Raw genomic sequence first — 14415 nt, 5'->3', positions numbered from 1 at the left:
CGCCCCGGGCGTTCACGGGGTACGCTCCGCCGCGATGAATACTCCTTCCCTCCGCAGATTGGGGGCCCCGTCCGCGCAAGGTGAGTGCTGATGCTCACCGAGACCGCGTACGGGGAAACCCGGCTCTCCCTCTGGCGGCGTGTACGCGAGTTCGCCGTACCGCCCTCCATGATCGAAACCGCTACCGCCCGCCGCACCGCCGGCGACTGGGCGGGGGCCTGTGCCGCCGCGGGTTTCGACGTCGACTTCCGGCTGCCCGATGTGACCCGCGACCACGGCGGGGAACTGACGGCCCGGCTGCGCGCCGATCTCCGTCTGCTGGCGCCCGACCTGCTGCGCTGGCATATGCCGCGGATCGCTCCCGACGGGCTGCTCCGGCCCGGGCTCACGGTGGCGCTCGCCCGGTACGCCGCGGCGGCCCGTGACGGTACCTCGGCGCTGTATCTGGTGGCCCGTACCCCGCCCGCGTGGGCGGACGCCGGGCAGCGGATCGGCCTGGCGCTCTGGGACCCGTCGTCCCGGACCGGTACCGGCCGCGATCCGCATCCCCGGCCGAACCCGCGGTTCCGTCTCGACCTGCACCGCCATCTCTGGGCCGCGGACCGGTCCGGCGAACTGCGGAGCCGGGGCGGCGCCGGACCCGGCGGCGGTCCCCCGGCAAGCGGTCCGCCGGGGCTCGTACCGGCCGGACTCCCCTGTGCCACGGACCGCTGGGCCGCGGAGGCGGCACTGCTGCTGCGCTCCGACGGACTGCCGCCCGGGCCCGTTCTCGTACGGCTCGGCTCCCGGCGGCGGCTGGTGCTGCGGCCCGAGGGCGGCAAGCCTCCGGAGGAGGCGCCCGGAATCCGGATCACCGAGGCGGGGCGACGGGCGGCCGGGCTGCCGGTCCTGCCCGAAGCAGCCGTCCGGGTGCCGCCCGACCTGGAGTTGCTGCGGGCCGGGCTGATCGAGGCCGGGCAGTTGCATCCGCTGGTCGCCGCGGCGCTCGTACCCGGGCACGCCCCCACTCGTCCGGCGGGCCCGTCCGATGCCGCGGAGCGGGCACGGCTGGTGGACTGCCGGGGCGAGCGGCACCGGATCGGTCTGGTCGACGGCGTTCTGCGGCCGCTGGACCACGACGCCGCCGAAATCCGCCGGGAGGAACTGCTGGTCGCCCTGGGGGGACCGCCGTTGCCCTGTCTGCGGGCCGTCGACGAGGCGCACCGCAGCCCCCACTGCCTGGACGACGTCCGTGAACGGCTGAACCACGGCGATATCGACGGCGCGCTGGCCGTGGTTCGGGACCTGCTGGGGCCGGAGGCGCTGCCGCGCCACGGCCCGCTGCGGGACCTCCTGCTGACGGCCGCGGAACGGCGGATCGGCCACGGCCTGTTCCGGGCGGGGCCGGTGGACCGGGCGCCCAACGGCGACCCCTCCCATATCCACGGCCGCGGCGTCAGCCGGAGCAGGTTCCGGCCCCGCGGACGCGGCCGCCGCTGACCGGTCCGACCGGTCCGTCGATGTGCCCCCGCCCGGCACGCACCACCGCACCAGCCGGTTGAACACACTTACCCAGCGCCCCTTTTACTCATTTTTGCCCCCTGTCCGCAGGCAGTCCTCCGGTGCCCCGCCGATGCCCGGCGCGCCCGGAGTGCGCCTCCCCGCAAACCCCAAGGTGATCGAAGATGACCGTTCTCACCCCGCCCTTCCCCGCCGCAGCGTCCTCCCGGGACACCGCTCAGGACCACGGCCCGGAGGACACCGGGCTCGCCGTCGCGGGTGAACTCCTCGCCCTGCTCCGCGAATCGACGACCGAACCCCGGCCGGACGACCAGCTGGAGGCGCTGGCCCTGGCCGTCGCCGCGGATCTGCCCGTACTGCTCTGGGGTGAGCCGGGGATCGGCAAAACCGCTGCCCTCAACGGCCTCGCCGACCATCTCGGACTGCCGCTGACCACGGTGATCGCCAGCGTCCACGAACCGTCGGACTTCGCCGGGCTGCCGGTCGTCGGGGACGATCCCGCCGTCCAGGGGGTGCCGATGGCCCCGCCGGACTGGGCGGTCAGGCTGGTCCGGGCGGGCCGGGGCCTGCTCTTCCTCGACGAACTCTCCACCGCGCCCCCGGCGGTGCAGGCGGCGCTGCTCCGGCTGGTGCTGGAGCGGCGGATCGGCGCGCTCCGGCTCCCGCCGGGGGTCCGGATCGTGGCCGCGGCCAACCCCCGCTCGTCCGCCGCGGGCGGCTGGGAGCTGAGCCCGCCGCTGGCCAACCGGTTCGTCCACCTCCGGTGGGTGCACGACCAGGAGGTGGTGGTGCGCGGCCTGGGCGGGGTGTGGCCGCGGGTCACGCTGCCCGCGCTGCGGCGGGACGGTCTGCCGGAGGCCGTGGACCACGCCCGGCGCGCGGTCTGCGGGCTGCTCACCGCCCGGCCCGAGCTGGTGCACCGGATGCCCGGGGACGGGGTCCGGCAGAGCGGTGCCTGGCCCTCGCCCCGGAGCTGGGAGTCGGCGCTGCGGCTGGTCGCCTTCGCCACCGCGGCGGGATCGTCGCGGGATGTGCTCTCCCTGCTGGTGCGGGGCACGGTGGGCGACGGGCCAGGACTGGAGCTGCTGGCCGGGCTCGACCGGATGGACCTGCCGGACCCCGAGGACCTGCTGGCCGACCCGGCCGGGGCCGTACTGCCGGAGCGGGGCGATCTGCGGCAGGCGGTACTCGACGGGGTGGTCGCGGCGGTCCGCAACCGGCCGGAACGGGAGCGCTGGGACGCGGCCTGGGAGATCCTGGCCCGGGCGCTGGAGACCGGAGCACCGGATCTGGTGGTGGTCCCAGCGACCACCCTCGCGGCCCAGCGCCGGGACGACTGGGACGTACCGGAGACCGTTGAACGGCTCGCCGGGGTGGTCGCGCTGTCCCGGCGGGCCGACCGGACCGTGGGTACGGCGTCGACCGCGGCCCGCCGGTGACGGCGGCGGACACGGGCGCCCCGGCGGTGCTCGACCGGGAGAAGCTGTACGCCGCCCGGCTGCACGCGGCCCGGGTACGGCCCTATCTGGCGACCGCGCTGTTCGCGCTGCGCGTGGTGGAGGAGCGGCGGGTGTCCACGATGGCCGTCGACCGCTACTGGCGTTGCTACGTCTCCCCGGCGTTCGTGGCCCGCAGTTCGCCGCTGGAGCTGGCGGCGGTCTGGGTCCACGAGGTCGCGCACCTGCTCCGGGACCACCACGGCCGCGGCGAACGGCTCGCCCGGAAGAAGGGACTGACCGGCCGGGGCGACCGGCTGCGGATGAACATCGCCGCGGACTGCGAGATCAACGACGACACCTTCGACGCGGAACTCCCCTGCCCCCAGGACGCCGTACGGCCCTGGGACCTGCGGCTGCCGGACGGGCAGCTGATGGAGGAGTACGCGGGGAGCTTCGGGCTCGGGTCGGTCGACGAGCGGCTCGTCTGGCTGGACTGCGGCAGCGGTGCGGACGGCCTCGACCGGGAGTGGGAACTGGGGCCCGACGGCGCCGACGGCCTCGCCCCGCACGAGCGGGACGCGGTCCGGTTCCGGGTGGCGCAGGGCATCACCGGCCGCCCCGGCCGCGCGCCGCGCTCCTGGCGGCGCTGGGCCGAGGAGGCGTTCCATCCACCGCAGCCCTGGCGGGAGCTGCTGGGCTCGGCGGTCCGCTCGGCGGCGTCCGGCCCCGGGATCGGCGAGGACTACACGTACGGCAGACCCGCACGCCGCTCGGCGAGCCTCCCCGGGGTGGTCCTGCCGAGCATCCGGCACCGGCCGCCCCGGGTCTCGGTGGTCATCGACACCTCCGGTTCGGTGAGCGACACCGAACTGGGCAGCGCCCTGCTCGAAGTCACGGCGATCGTCCGCACCCTGGGCGGCCGCCGCGACCTGGTGACCGTGGTCTCCTGCGACGCGGCGGCCCGGATCGCGCATCCCCTGTGCGAGGCGGAGGGCATCCCGCTGACCGGCGGCGGGGGCACGGACCTGCGGACGGGCTTCACCACGGCACTGTCCGCACATCCGCGCCCCGACGTGGTCGTCGCCCTGACGGACGGGCAGACCCCGTGGCCCTCGACACCTCCGGGGTGCCGGACGGTGGTGGGCCTGTTCGCCCGCCACGGCGGAGCCGACGGCGAGGACGATCCGTACTACACGCCGACCCACCCGCCGGACTGGGCCCGGGTGGTGCGGATCGGCCCGGCGTGAACCGGGCGCGGGACCGCGGGCACCGCGCGGCGACCCGGCACCGGCCGACGACGCCGCTGCCCCCTTCGGAAGGACCGCGACGAGAGGTAGTCATGGGAACCAGTGACAACACCGCGTCCCCCAGCGGGGCAGCGGCGGACGTCGATAGCGTCGGCGCGGTGAACACCGACACGATCACCACCGACTCGGCGGAGGCCGAGCGCCTCCGGAACGCACTGGTCGACCGGATCCGGGCGAACGGGCACGCCCGCATCGCAGCCGTCGAGCAGGCCCTGCGGACCGTCCCCCGCCATGTGTTCGTGCCCGACGCGTCGCTCGAAGATGCCTATGCCAACGCGCCGGTGCACATCAAGTACGACACCGACGGCACCTCCATCTCCTGCGCCTCCCAGCCCGACGTCGTCGCCCTCATGCTGGACCAGCTCGACGTCCGTCCCGGCGAGCGCGTCCTCGAACTCGGCGCGGGCTCCGGCTACAACGCCGCACTTCTCGCGCACCTGGTCGGCGAGGCGGGCCACGTCACCACCCTCGATGTCGACGAAGACCTCGTGGAGGGTGCCCGCGCCCACCTCACCGCAGCCGGGATCACCAACGTCGAGGCCGTGACCAGGGACGGAGCCCTCGGATACGCGGAGGGAGCACCGTACGACCGGATCATCGCCACCGTCGGGGCGCACGGTGTGCCGCACGCATGGCTGGACCAGCTCGCTCCCGACGGTCGGCTCCTCGTCCCCCAGCGCCTCAAGGGCAGCGTCGCCCGCTCCATCGCGTACGAACAGCGCGACGGCCGGTGGGTGTCCCTCGGCAGCGAGATGAACACCTTCATGCCGCTCCGGCGGGGCATCGCCGACGACGACCGCCGTGTCATCCCGCTCAGCGCCGACGGCACCGTCCGGCTCCAGGCCCCCGCCGGCCAGGACATCGACGCCGACGCCCTCGCCCTCGCCCACGTACTGGAGCAGCCACGCACCGAGGAATGGACCGGTATGACGGTCCGCGCCATGGGGTCGCCGGAATGGATGGAGCTCTTCCTCACCTGCTCCCTGCCCTCCGGCCTGATCCGGATGCTCTTCCCGCAGAGCGCCAAGGGCGGGCTGCTCACCGAGGACCCGTACCCCTCGTCCACCGCGGCCGTCGAGAAGGGCGCCGTCACCTACCTGGCCCGGCGGCTGCTGGAGACGAGGACCCCGGAGGGCGGCAAGCTCTGGGAGTTCGGCGTCATCGGCCACGGCCCCGGCAGCGACGAGCTGGCCGCGACGGTCGCCGACGCCGTCCGCACCTGGGACCGGGAGTACCGCGGCCGGGAGGCCACTTTCGAAATCCAGCCCCTCGACGCCCCGCCCATCGAACAGCGCCCCGGTCTCTTCGCCCTCGACACCCCGCTGAACCGGATCGTCGTCGACTGGCAGTGACACCCCGCAGACAGAGGACGGTGCCCGTCGGCCCACAGTGGGCGGGCACCGTCGCCAAACCACCCCCCGGGGGACTCATGGACCCGCACGGACCCACCGCCGATCCCCCCGGAGCCGCCCTCGGCAGCCCCCGCGACAGTCACTCCGCCTCCTGGGCAGGCCGCCCCCGCCCCGGGGCGCGGAAACGCGGTCGGGCCAGGGGGTACGTATTGGATAGGATGCAATCGGCCTGCAGAAAGTCACCGTCACGCTCCGTGTGCGAACGGTGGGCGGTGACGGGCCTCGAACTCGACTCCATTGCCGTGCGGCCACCGGGCCGGCGGCGGTAGACACTGGGAGCATCCAACGATGACTCGGCACTTGATCACCAGCGCGCTTCCCTATATCAACGGGATCAAGCACCTGGGGAACATGGTCGGGTCCATGCTCCCGGCGGATGTGTACGCGCGGTATCTGCGGCAGCGCGGGCATGAGGCGCTCTACATCTGTGCCACGGACGAGCACGGCACCCCGGCCGAGCTGGCCGCCAAGGATGCCGGGCTGCCGGTGGCCGAGTTCTGTGCGCAGCAGCACGACGCGCAGAAGGCGATCTACGACGGCTTCGGGCTCCGGTTCGACTACTTCGGGCGCAGCTCGTCCGTGCAGAACCGCGAGATCACCCAGCACTTCGCGCGGAAGCTCCACGAGAACGGGTTTATCGAGGAGCGTGCCGTCCGGCAGGTCTTCTCCGTCGCCGACGACCGGTTCCTCCCGGACCGGTACATCGTCGGTACCTGCCCGCACTGCGGCTACGACAAGGCCCGCGGCGACCAGTGCGAGAACTGCACCCGCGTCCTGGACCCGACCGACCTCATCGAGCCGCGCTCCGCGATCAGCGGCAGCAGTGAGCTGGAGGTCCGGGAGACCAAGCACCTCTTCCTGCTCCAGTCGAAGCTGGACGGCGAGGTCGAGGCGTGGATCGACGAGTGCAGCGGCGAGTGGCCGCATCTGGCGTCGTCGATCGCCCGCAAGTGGCTCACCGAGGGGCTGCACGACCGGTCGATCACCCGTGACCTGGACTGGGGCGTGCCCGTGCCCGAGGACACCTGGCCGGAGCTGGCCGCCGAGGGCAAGGTGTTCTACGTCTGGTTCGACGCCCCCATCGAGTACATCGGGGCGACGAAGGAGTGGGCGGACCTGGAGCCGGAGAGCCGCGACTGGAAGTCGTGGTGGTACGAGGCGTCCGACGTCCAGTACACCCAGTTCATGGCCAAGGACAATGTCCCGTTCCACACGGTGATGTTCCCGGCCAGCCAGATCGGGACCCGTGAGCCGTGGAAGCGGGTCGACCATGTCAAGGCCTTCAACTGGCTGAACTACTACGGTGGCAAGTTCTCCACCTCGCAGCAGCGGGGCGTCTTCACCGACGCGGCCCTGGAGCTGCTGCCCGCCGACTACTGGCGCTACTTCCTGCTGGCGCACGCCCCCGAGTCGGACGACACCTCGTTCACCTGGGAGCTGTTCGCGTCCTCGGTCAACAAGGATCTGGCCGACACCCTCGGCAACTTCGTCAACCGGGTGCTGTCGTTCTCCCGCAAGCGCTTCGGCGACGCGGTGCCGGAGGGCAAGGCGGCGGGCGCCGCCGAGGAGAAGCTGGGCGAGGAGATCGCGCGGCTGCTCGGCGAGTACGAGGGTCATCTGGAGGCCCTCCAGTTCCGCAAGGCCACCCAGGCGCTGCGGGCGCTGTGGAGCGCGGGCAACTCCTATCTGGAGGAGAAGGCGCCCTGGCTGGAGATCAAGGCCGATCCGGAGGCCGCCGCGCTGACGCTGCGGACCGCGATGAACCTCATCCGGCTGTACGCGGTGGTGTCCGAGCCGTTCATCCCGTCGTCGGCGCGGGCGATGCGCGCGGCGTTCGAGCTGCCCGGCGACGACGCGGCCTGGGTGAGCGCCGAGGAGGCCCGGGCGCTGTCCGCGGTGCCCGCCGGGACCGCCTTCACCGTTCCGCCGGTGCTCTTCGCCAAGATCACCGATGAGGACCTGGAGGGCTGGCGCGAGCGTTTCGGCGCGCAGTAGCCGGTGACGTCGTAAGAAGTACGGACGTACCCGAAGTACGGAAGTGAGGGAGCCGTCGGTCCGAGGGGCCGGCGGCTTCCGCCGTGTCAGGGGGCCGGGAAGGGACGGCGAGGGGTGGGCCCGGGGCTGCGGCGGGCCCCGGGGCTCACTTCATGAAGTCCGAGCAGACATGGGCCCGCCGGGTGCCGTCGCCCGTGAGCAGCGTGACCTTGATGTCGTCGGTCCGCTGTTTGCCGCCGCCGAGTACGGCCCGTGACCGGCCGATGCTGCAGACCAGCTGGCCCATCAGATTCCGGTCGGCCACCGACGAGGGGTGCAGCTCGTAGTGCGGCACGGCGACGAAGATCCGGCCGTCCCCGCCGGTCCTGGCCACATAGCCCTGGTCGTCGCCTTCGTCCCGGACCAGGGTGATGAGGCCGGCCTTCCGTTCGTCCGGGTGCGGGCCGGACAGCAGGCCCTTGAGCACGCCGTTGGGGTCCTCAACGCTCTCCGACCTGGTCTCCGGGCGGGGCACCGCCTCCAGCCGGCCGGTCTGGGAGACGAAGTAGAGCCGGTGGCCGGTGGTGATCCCGCCGGCGGGCGCCCCGGCGTCGAGCACCCCGGTGGGCTGGACACCGCAGCCGGTGAGCAGGGCGGCCGTCAGGGCCGCCGAGCCGAGTACGGCGGTCCGGGGCCGGGGGGTCATCGGTCCTCCTCGGGGGCGGGCTGCCGGGGCAGCCGCAGGGTGAAGACGGCGCCGCCGCCGGGCCGGTTGGCGGCTTCGATGGTGCCGCCGTGCAGCCGGGCGTTCTCCAGGGCGATGGCGGTGCCCAGTCCGCTGCCCTCCGAGCGGGTGCGGGCCGCGTCCGCCTTGTAGAAGCGGTCGAAGACCCGGTCGAGGGCCTCGGGCGGCAGGCCGGGGCCGGAGTCGGTGACCTCGACGGTCAGCGGGCCGCCCGCCGGGGCGGCGGCCAGGGTGAGGCGTACGGGCGGGGCGCCGTGGCGGAGCGCGTTGCCGACCAGATTGGCGATGATCACGTCGATGCGCCGCCGGTCGACGGGGACGGTGATACCGGGCGGCAGTTCGGTCTCCACCCGCCCGGTCCAGCTCCGCAGGGACAGGGTGGCCCGGACGGCTTCCGCGAGGTCGGTCGGCGCGAGGTTGAGCCGGGCGGCGCCGGAGTCGAAGCGCGACATCTCCATCAGGTCGTCGACGAGCCGGGCCAGCCGGGCGGTCTCCGCGCTCACCGTGCGGGCGGCGTGCGCGGTGTCGGGCGGCAGGGTCGCCGCGTCCTCGTCGAGGACGGTGGCGACCATCGTCATGGCGGCGAGCGGGGTGCGCAGTTCATGGGAGACATCGGCGACGAACCGTTTCGCCCGTTCGTCCTGGGCCCGGAGTTCGTCGATGGACGCCTCCAGGGCGCCCGCCGCCGTGTTGAAGTCGCGCGCCAGATCGGCCAGCTCGTCGCGGCCGCGGACCCTGACCCGTGAGGTGTAGTCGCCCGCGGCGTGGCGCCGGGTGGCCCGGCCCAGTTCGCGGACCGGGCGGAGGACCGTTCCGGCGGCCAGCAGTCCGAGGACGGTGGCGAGCAGGACGACCGGCAGGATCCCGTCCCGTACCGCGTCCGCGACGCCGGTGGTGGCCTCCAGTTCGGACCGCAGGGAGGTGACGGCGAAAACGTCGAGGCCGGAGGGTGCCCCGGGGTCCTCGGGGTCGGTGCGGTCGAAGACGACGGGGGTGCCGACGGCGAGGTACGGGCTGCCGCGCCACTCCACGCGCTGGAAGCTCATACCCCGGTGGTTCCGGACCCGTTCACGGAGGGCGGAGCTGATCCGGGTGAGGTCCGCGGACTGGTCGGACGCCGCCGAGAGGGCGCGGTACTGCGCCACGACCAGGGTGTCGTCGCCGAGTCCGTCCGCGATCCGGGTCGCCAGGTTCTTGAGGGAGACCTCGTCGGCCGGGACGTCGAAGTCCGCCGCGGCCTGCTCCACGCGGTTGCGGAACTCCGACTGGACCGCGTCCTGCTTCCGCTCCAGGACGGCGTTGCGGGATTCCCGGTAGGCGAGCGCGGTCGCGGTCACCCCGCTGACCAGGGCGACCAGTACGAAGGCGACGACGAGGCGGGTACGGAGGCCGCCGAGGCGGCGCAGCGCGCGCAGGCGGGGGCGGCGCACGGTCACACCGGCCCGAAGCGGTAGCCGAAGCCCCGTACGGTCTGGATGTACCGGGGCCGGGCCGGGAGGTCCTCTATCTTGGCGCGGAGCCTGCCGACCGCCGCGTCCACCAGCCGCGAGTCGCCGAGGAAGTCGTGCTCCCAGACGGACTCCAGGAGCTGTTCGCGGCTGAAGACGCGGGCCGGTGAGGCGGAGAGTTCCAGGAGGAGCCGGAGTTCGGTGGGCGGCAGGGCGATCGGGGTGCCGCGTTTGGCGACGGTGAGCCCCGCGCGGTCGATGGTGAGTCCGGCGTGGTCCTCGCCCCGGGCCGACCGGGAGGGTTCGGCCCGGCGCAGCGCCGCGCGGATCCGGGCCTCCAGGACGGCGGCGGTGACGGGTTTGACCACGTAGTCGTCGGCGCCGGCCTCCAGACCGTGGACGATGTCGCTGTCGTCGCCGCGCGCCGTCAGCATGATCACCGGCACGGTGGAGCCGCCGGCCCGCAGTCTGCGGCAGACCTCGAAGCCGTCCATACCGGGGAGCATCAGGTCCAGTACGGCGAGTTCGGCGGCCGGGCCCGCCGGGTCGGCGAGCAGGGCGAGGGCGGCCTCGCCGGTGGCGGCCGTGGAGACGTCGTAGCCGTGGCGGCGGAGCACCAGCTCCATACCGTCGCGCACGGAGACATCGTCCTCGATCAGCAGTACATGGGGCATGGAGCCGATTATGCTCGACGGTTTTCCCTGTTCAGACGGGACGGGGTGGTCCGGCCGGCCGTTCCGGCGCATTGTTACGTGCTCATCATGCGGCGATGGACCGACCGCCATAAGGACGGCCGACGGTGGTCCGCATGACGATCCGTACCGCCTTCCGCGGCGGCGCCCGGCTCCGGCCGGCCGCGCTCGCCGTCGCTCCCCTGCTCGCCCTCACGGTTGCCTGCGGCGGTGGTGAGGGCGTCCGCAGCCACGGCTCCGACGAGGTGGCGTCGGTGCCCGAGGCGCCCGCCCGGTCCGGCGCGGCCGCGGAGAAGCCCGCCGCCGAACCGCCCGCCGCCGGGGGCAAGAGCGCCTTCTACGACGCGCAGCTGGTGTACGTGCGCTGTATGCGGACCAAGGGCGGTTCGAAGGACTTCCCCGATCCCAAGCTGAGCGGCTATCTCGACTGGGCGAAGATCGACGAGATCCGGGACCCGAAGGGCGACGGCTCGGACACCAAGGGCGGCCGGGGCGGCGTCTGCGGCCCCGAGCTGCTCGCGGCCATGAACCTGGAGCCGAAACGGGACAAGCAGAAGGACTACGAGTCCCTGCTGGCGCACGCGGTCTGTATGCGCGACAACGGGGTCACCAAGTTCACCAATCCCACCATGTCGGGCGGCGGGGTGATGCCGGGCGGTGATCCGAACCCGGCGAACCCGCAGCTCGACGTGGAGTCGCCGGCCTACGAGCAGGCCCGCGAGGCGTGCAAGGGAAAGCTGCTCGAGGGCCTGGACGGGATGCAGTAGATGAGGCGCCGTACCGCAGTCCTCACCACCGGTGCCGCGGTGGCCGCGGCGGCGGTGGGAGCGGGTGTCCTGGTGTACGGGGGCACCGGCTCCGGTGACCCCGGCCGCGCCGGGAAGAAGCCGCCCGCCACGACCACCGTCACCCGGGCCGATCTCACTCTCTCCACCACCGTCGACGGGAAGATCGACTTCGCCCGGCGGCGTCCGGTGAAGTCGCCGGTCCCGGGCACGGTGACGGTTGCCGCCCGGGAGGGCGCGAAAGCCGTCCGGGGCGAGGCCCTGTACGAACTGGACGACAAGCCGGTGACCCTGCTGTACGGCCCGGTCCCGGCCTTCCGCGAGATGAAACCGGGCGACCGCGGCAGCGACGTCCTGCAGTTGGAGCGCAATCTGGTCGCCCTCGGGCGCGGCGCCGGGATCCGGGTCGACCCCTGGTACGACGCGGCGACGGCGGCCGCGGTCAAGGAGTGGCAGAAGGCCCTCAACCGGACGCCGACGGGCCGGGTCGGCCGCGGGGACGTGGTGTTCCAGCCCGGCGAGGTGACCGTCGTCCGGGCGGACGCGGCACTCGCCGACCAGGTGGGCCCGGATACGCCCGTGCTGACCGTGGCCTCTGCCAGCCCGGTGGTCCGGGCCCTGCTGGAGCCGGCCGACGCGGCGCTGACCAGGCCCGGCACCCGGGTCGAGGTCACCCTGCCGAGCGGCAAGGTCCGGCGGGGCAAGGTCGCGGGCACGGTCCGGCCGGAGGAGACCGGCGGGGAGACGCCGGAGAACGGGATCACCGTGGAGGTCGCTCTGGAGGGCGGCGCGAAGGCGGTCTCCGGCGAGGACGTCCGGGCGACCGCCAGCGTCCGGTTCGTCAGCGAGAGCCGGGAGGACGTGCTGACCGTACCCGTCGAGGCGATCGTTGCCCTGCGCGGCGCGGACGGCGGTTACGGCCTCCAGATCGTGGACGGGACGGCGACCCGGATGGTGCGGGTGGAGACCGGGATGACGGCGGACGGCCGGATCGAGGTCAGCGGTCCGCAGCTCAGGGAGGGGCTCACGGTCGGGGTGGCGGCGGAATGACGGACGTCTCTTCCGGGCCCCGGTCCGTTGTGGAGCTGCGGGGTGTCGGCAAGGAGTACGCGGGCGGGGTACGGGCCCTGCGCGGGGTGGACCTCACGATCGGCGCGGGCGAACTCCTCGCCGTCACCGGCCCGTCGGGCTCCGGCAAGTCCACGGTGCTGAACATCATCGGCACCCTGGACGCACCGACGGCGGGCACGGTCCGGATCGCCGGATACGACGTGGGCGCCCTGTCCGACGCCGGTCTCTCGGCGCTGCGGGCCCGCCGTATCGGCTTCGTGTTCCAGCACTTCCATCTCTCGGCGTACCGCCACGCCGTCGGCAATGTCGCGGACGGGCTGCTGTACGCGGGGGTCCCGCGGGCGCGCCGCCGGGCGCGGGCCCGGGACGCCCTGGAGCGGGTCGGTCTGGGCCACCGGCTGGACCACCGGCCCGCGGAGCTGTCGGGCGGTGAGAAACAGCGCGTCGCCATTGCCCGGGCGCTGGTCGGAGAGCCGGATCTGCTGCTCGCCGACGAGCCGACCGGTGCCCTGGACACGGCGTCCGGCCGGGTCGTGATGGAGCTGCTGCACGAGCTGAACGCGGCGGGCACCACGATCTGCGTGATCACGCACGACCGGGAGATCGCGGACTCGCTGCCGCGCCGGGTGCGGTTCCGGGACGGTGCCGTGGTGGACGACTCGCGCACCCCGGGGACGGTGGCCCGATGAGCGCCCCGGACCGCCCGCGGCCGCGGCTGCGGCCCGCGCGGCTGCCGCTGCGGGACGTCGTCGCCCTGGGCGCGGTGGGGCTGCGGGCCCGCCGTGCCCGGGTCGCCCTGTCGGCACTCGGGATCGCCATCGGGATCGCCACGATGGTCTCCGTGGTCGGGCTCTCCCACTCCAGCAGGGCAGACCTGATGGCCCGGCTCGACCGGCTGGGCACCAATCTGCTCACCGTCGAGGCGGGGCAGGACGCGCAGGGCCGGCCGGCCCGGCTGCCCGAGGCCGCGGTGGCGATGGTCGAGCGGATCGGGCCCGTACGGCACGCCACGGCCACCGCCGATCTGGACGCCCGGGTCCGGCGCAGCGACGTCGTACCGGAGGAGCGGACTCCGGGGGTCACGGCCCAGGCGGCCCGGACGGACCTGCTGACCGCCTTGAACGCGCGGACCGCCGAGGGCGTCTGGCTGAACCGGGCGAACGAACGGCTGCCGGTGACGGTCCTGGGCTCGGTCGCCGCCCGGCGGCTGGGGGTGGTGGCGCCGGGCGAGCGGATCGTGATGAACGATGTGGACGTCGTCGTGGTCGGCATTCTGGAGCCCGTGGAGCTGGTGCCGACGCTGGACCGGGTGGCCCTGGTCGGCTTCCCCGCCGCCGAGCGGTACCTCGGCTTCGACGGACGCCCCACCATGGTCTTCGAGCGTTCACCGGACCGTGCGGTGGAGGACGTCCGCGCCGTACTGGCCCGGACGGTCAGCCCCGGCAACCCGGGGGCCGTCAAGGTCTCCCGGCCCTCGGACGCCCTCGCGGCGAAGGCGGCCGCCGACCGGGGCCTGACCACCCTGATGCTGGGGCTGGGCGCGGTGGCCCTGCTGGTCGGCGGGGTCGGGGTGGCCAACACCATGGTGGTCTCGGTGCTGGAACGGCGGCGGGAGATCGGGCTGCGGCGGGCCCTCGGTGCCACCCGGAACGCGATCCGGCTCCAGTTCCTGACGGAGTCCCTGCTGCTGTCGGCGCTGGGCGGGGCGGTGGGCGCCGCCCTCGGTACCGCGGTGACGTACGGCTTCGCCCTGGTGCAGGGGTGGACCGCGGTGGTGCCGCCGTGGTCCGTGGCGGCCGGTTTCGGCGCGACGCTGCTCATCGGCGTACTGGCGGGGCTCTATCCCGCGGTACGGGCGTCGCGGCTGCGGCCGACGGTCGCGCTGGGCGCGGACTGACGGGGCCGGGCCCGGGGCGCCGCCCGCCCCGTGTGCCGTGTGCCGGTGTGCCGTGAGCCGTCCGGCGGGCCGTGTGGCCGGAGTCGAGATGAACCAGGCGTAGGGGCGCTTGGAATTCTTCTCACCGTGCTGGGCGGTACCGGTC

The 14415-nt window shown here is 73.8% G+C and carries 11 protein-coding genes and 1 pseudogene; 9 read left to right on the top strand and 3 right to left on the bottom strand.

Annotated elements, in window-relative coordinates; genetic code table 11:
- Positions 1 to 90 precede the first annotated feature (90 nt).
- From ACWDR0_RS24835 to metG, 5 genes and pseudogenes are all read left to right on the top strand, one after another.
- Positions 91 to 1479, top strand: a complete 1389-nt coding sequence (locus ACWDR0_RS24835; protein ID WP_456353964.1) for a hypothetical protein — start codon at positions 91 to 93, stop codon at positions 1477 to 1479.
- Between the two features lie 185 nt (positions 1480 to 1664).
- Positions 1665 to 2939, top strand: coding sequence for an AAA family ATPase (locus tag ACWDR0_RS24830; protein WP_456353963.1), 1275 nt, complete (start codon positions 1665 to 1667; stop codon positions 2937 to 2939).
- Positions 2936 to 4186: a vWA domain-containing protein gene (locus ACWDR0_RS24825; RefSeq protein ID WP_456353962.1), complete on the top strand. Its 1251-nt coding sequence runs from the start codon at positions 2936 to 2938 to the stop codon at positions 4184 to 4186. Before ACWDR0_RS24830 ends, ACWDR0_RS24825 begins: the two co-directional genes overlap by 4 nt.
- An 80-nt stretch (positions 4187 to 4266) precedes the next feature.
- Positions 4267 to 5598 (top strand): annotated as a pseudogene (gene fxlM, locus ACWDR0_RS24820) (methyltransferase, FxLD system); the annotation flags it as partial.
- Positions 5599 to 5946: 348 nt separating this feature from the next.
- Complete coding sequence (metG, locus tag ACWDR0_RS24815; protein ID WP_456353961.1) at positions 5947 to 7653, top strand: methionine--tRNA ligase; 1707 nt, start codon at positions 5947 to 5949, stop codon at positions 7651 to 7653.
- A 145-nt stretch (positions 7654 to 7798) separates the two neighbouring features.
- On the opposite strand, the gene ACWDR0_RS24810 is transcribed toward metG, so the two are convergent.
- From ACWDR0_RS24810 to ACWDR0_RS24800, 3 genes are read right to left on the bottom strand one after another with little or no spacing between them, the layout of a single operon-like run.
- Positions 7799 to 8338 (bottom strand): hypothetical protein, encoded by a 540-nt coding sequence (locus ACWDR0_RS24810; protein WP_456353960.1) that lies wholly within the window; start codon positions 8336 to 8338, stop codon positions 7799 to 7801.
- Entirely contained in the window at positions 8335 to 9813 is a 1479-nt protein-coding gene (locus ACWDR0_RS24805; RefSeq protein WP_456353959.1) for an ATP-binding protein, read from the bottom strand. The genes ACWDR0_RS24810 and ACWDR0_RS24805 overlap by 4 nt, the downstream gene beginning before the upstream one ends.
- The gene (locus ACWDR0_RS24800; protein WP_456353958.1) at positions 9810 to 10499 is read right to left on the bottom strand and encodes a response regulator; all 690 of its coding nucleotides are present in this window, start codon (positions 10497 to 10499) and stop codon (positions 9810 to 9812) included. The genes ACWDR0_RS24805 and ACWDR0_RS24800 overlap by 4 nt, the downstream gene beginning before the upstream one ends.
- Positions 10500 to 10633: 134 nt before the next feature.
- Between ACWDR0_RS24800 and ACWDR0_RS24795 the strand changes: the two genes are divergently transcribed.
- The 4 genes from ACWDR0_RS24795 to ACWDR0_RS24780 are packed head-to-tail and all read left to right on the top strand — an operon-like array spanning position 10634 to position 14270.
- Positions 10634 to 11284: a hypothetical protein gene (locus ACWDR0_RS24795; protein ID WP_456353957.1), complete on the top strand. Its 651-nt coding sequence runs from the start codon at positions 10634 to 10636 to the stop codon at positions 11282 to 11284.
- Positions 11285 to 12352 carry a peptidoglycan-binding protein gene (locus tag ACWDR0_RS24790; RefSeq protein ID WP_456353956.1) on the top strand — a complete coding sequence of 356 codons (1068 nt, stop codon included), beginning with the start codon at positions 11285 to 11287 and terminating at the stop codon, positions 12350 to 12352.
- Positions 12349 to 13062, top strand: a complete 714-nt coding sequence (locus tag ACWDR0_RS24785) for an ABC transporter ATP-binding protein (protein ID WP_456353955.1) — start codon at positions 12349 to 12351, stop codon at positions 13060 to 13062. Before ACWDR0_RS24790 ends, ACWDR0_RS24785 begins: the two co-directional genes overlap by 4 nt.
- The gene (locus ACWDR0_RS24780; RefSeq protein ID WP_456353954.1) at positions 13059 to 14270 is read left to right on the top strand and encodes an ABC transporter permease; all 1212 of its coding nucleotides are present in this window, start codon (positions 13059 to 13061) and stop codon (positions 14268 to 14270) included. The genes ACWDR0_RS24785 and ACWDR0_RS24780 overlap by 4 nt, the downstream gene beginning before the upstream one ends.
- Positions 14271 to 14415 lie beyond the last annotated feature (145 nt).

The sequence above is a fragment of the Streptomyces sp. NPDC003691 genome (assembly GCF_053981115.1).
The sequence above is the reverse complement of the archived record's forward strand: the minus strand, read 5'-3'. Positions and strand labels throughout refer to the sequence as shown.

Coding starts and splice junctions, on each gene's coding strand:
- ACWDR0_RS24835 (WP_456353964.1), top strand. CDS start 91: ATGCTCACCGAGACCGCGTACGGGGAAACCCGGCTCTCCCTCTGGCGG.
- ACWDR0_RS24830 (WP_456353963.1), top strand. CDS start 1,665: ATGACCGTTCTCACCCCGCCCTTCCCCGCCGCAGCGTCCTCCCGGGAC.
- metG (WP_456353961.1), top strand. CDS start 5,947: ATGACTCGGCACTTGATCACCAGCGCGCTTCCCTATATCAACGGGATC.
- ACWDR0_RS24810 (WP_456353960.1), bottom strand. CDS start 8,338: ATGACCCCCCGGCCCCGGACCGCCGTACTCGGCTCGGCGGCCCTGACG.
- ACWDR0_RS24800 (WP_456353958.1), bottom strand. CDS start 10,499: ATGCCCCATGTACTGCTGATCGAGGACGATGTCTCCGTGCGCGACGGT.
- ACWDR0_RS24795 (WP_456353957.1), top strand. CDS start 10,634: ATGACGATCCGTACCGCCTTCCGCGGCGGCGCCCGGCTCCGGCCGGCC.
- ACWDR0_RS24790 (WP_456353956.1), top strand. CDS start 11,285: ATGAGGCGCCGTACCGCAGTCCTCACCACCGGTGCCGCGGTGGCCGCG.
- ACWDR0_RS24785 (WP_456353955.1), top strand. CDS start 12,349: ATGACGGACGTCTCTTCCGGGCCCCGGTCCGTTGTGGAGCTGCGGGGT.
- ACWDR0_RS24780 (WP_456353954.1), top strand. CDS start 13,059: ATGAGCGCCCCGGACCGCCCGCGGCCGCGGCTGCGGCCCGCGCGGCTG.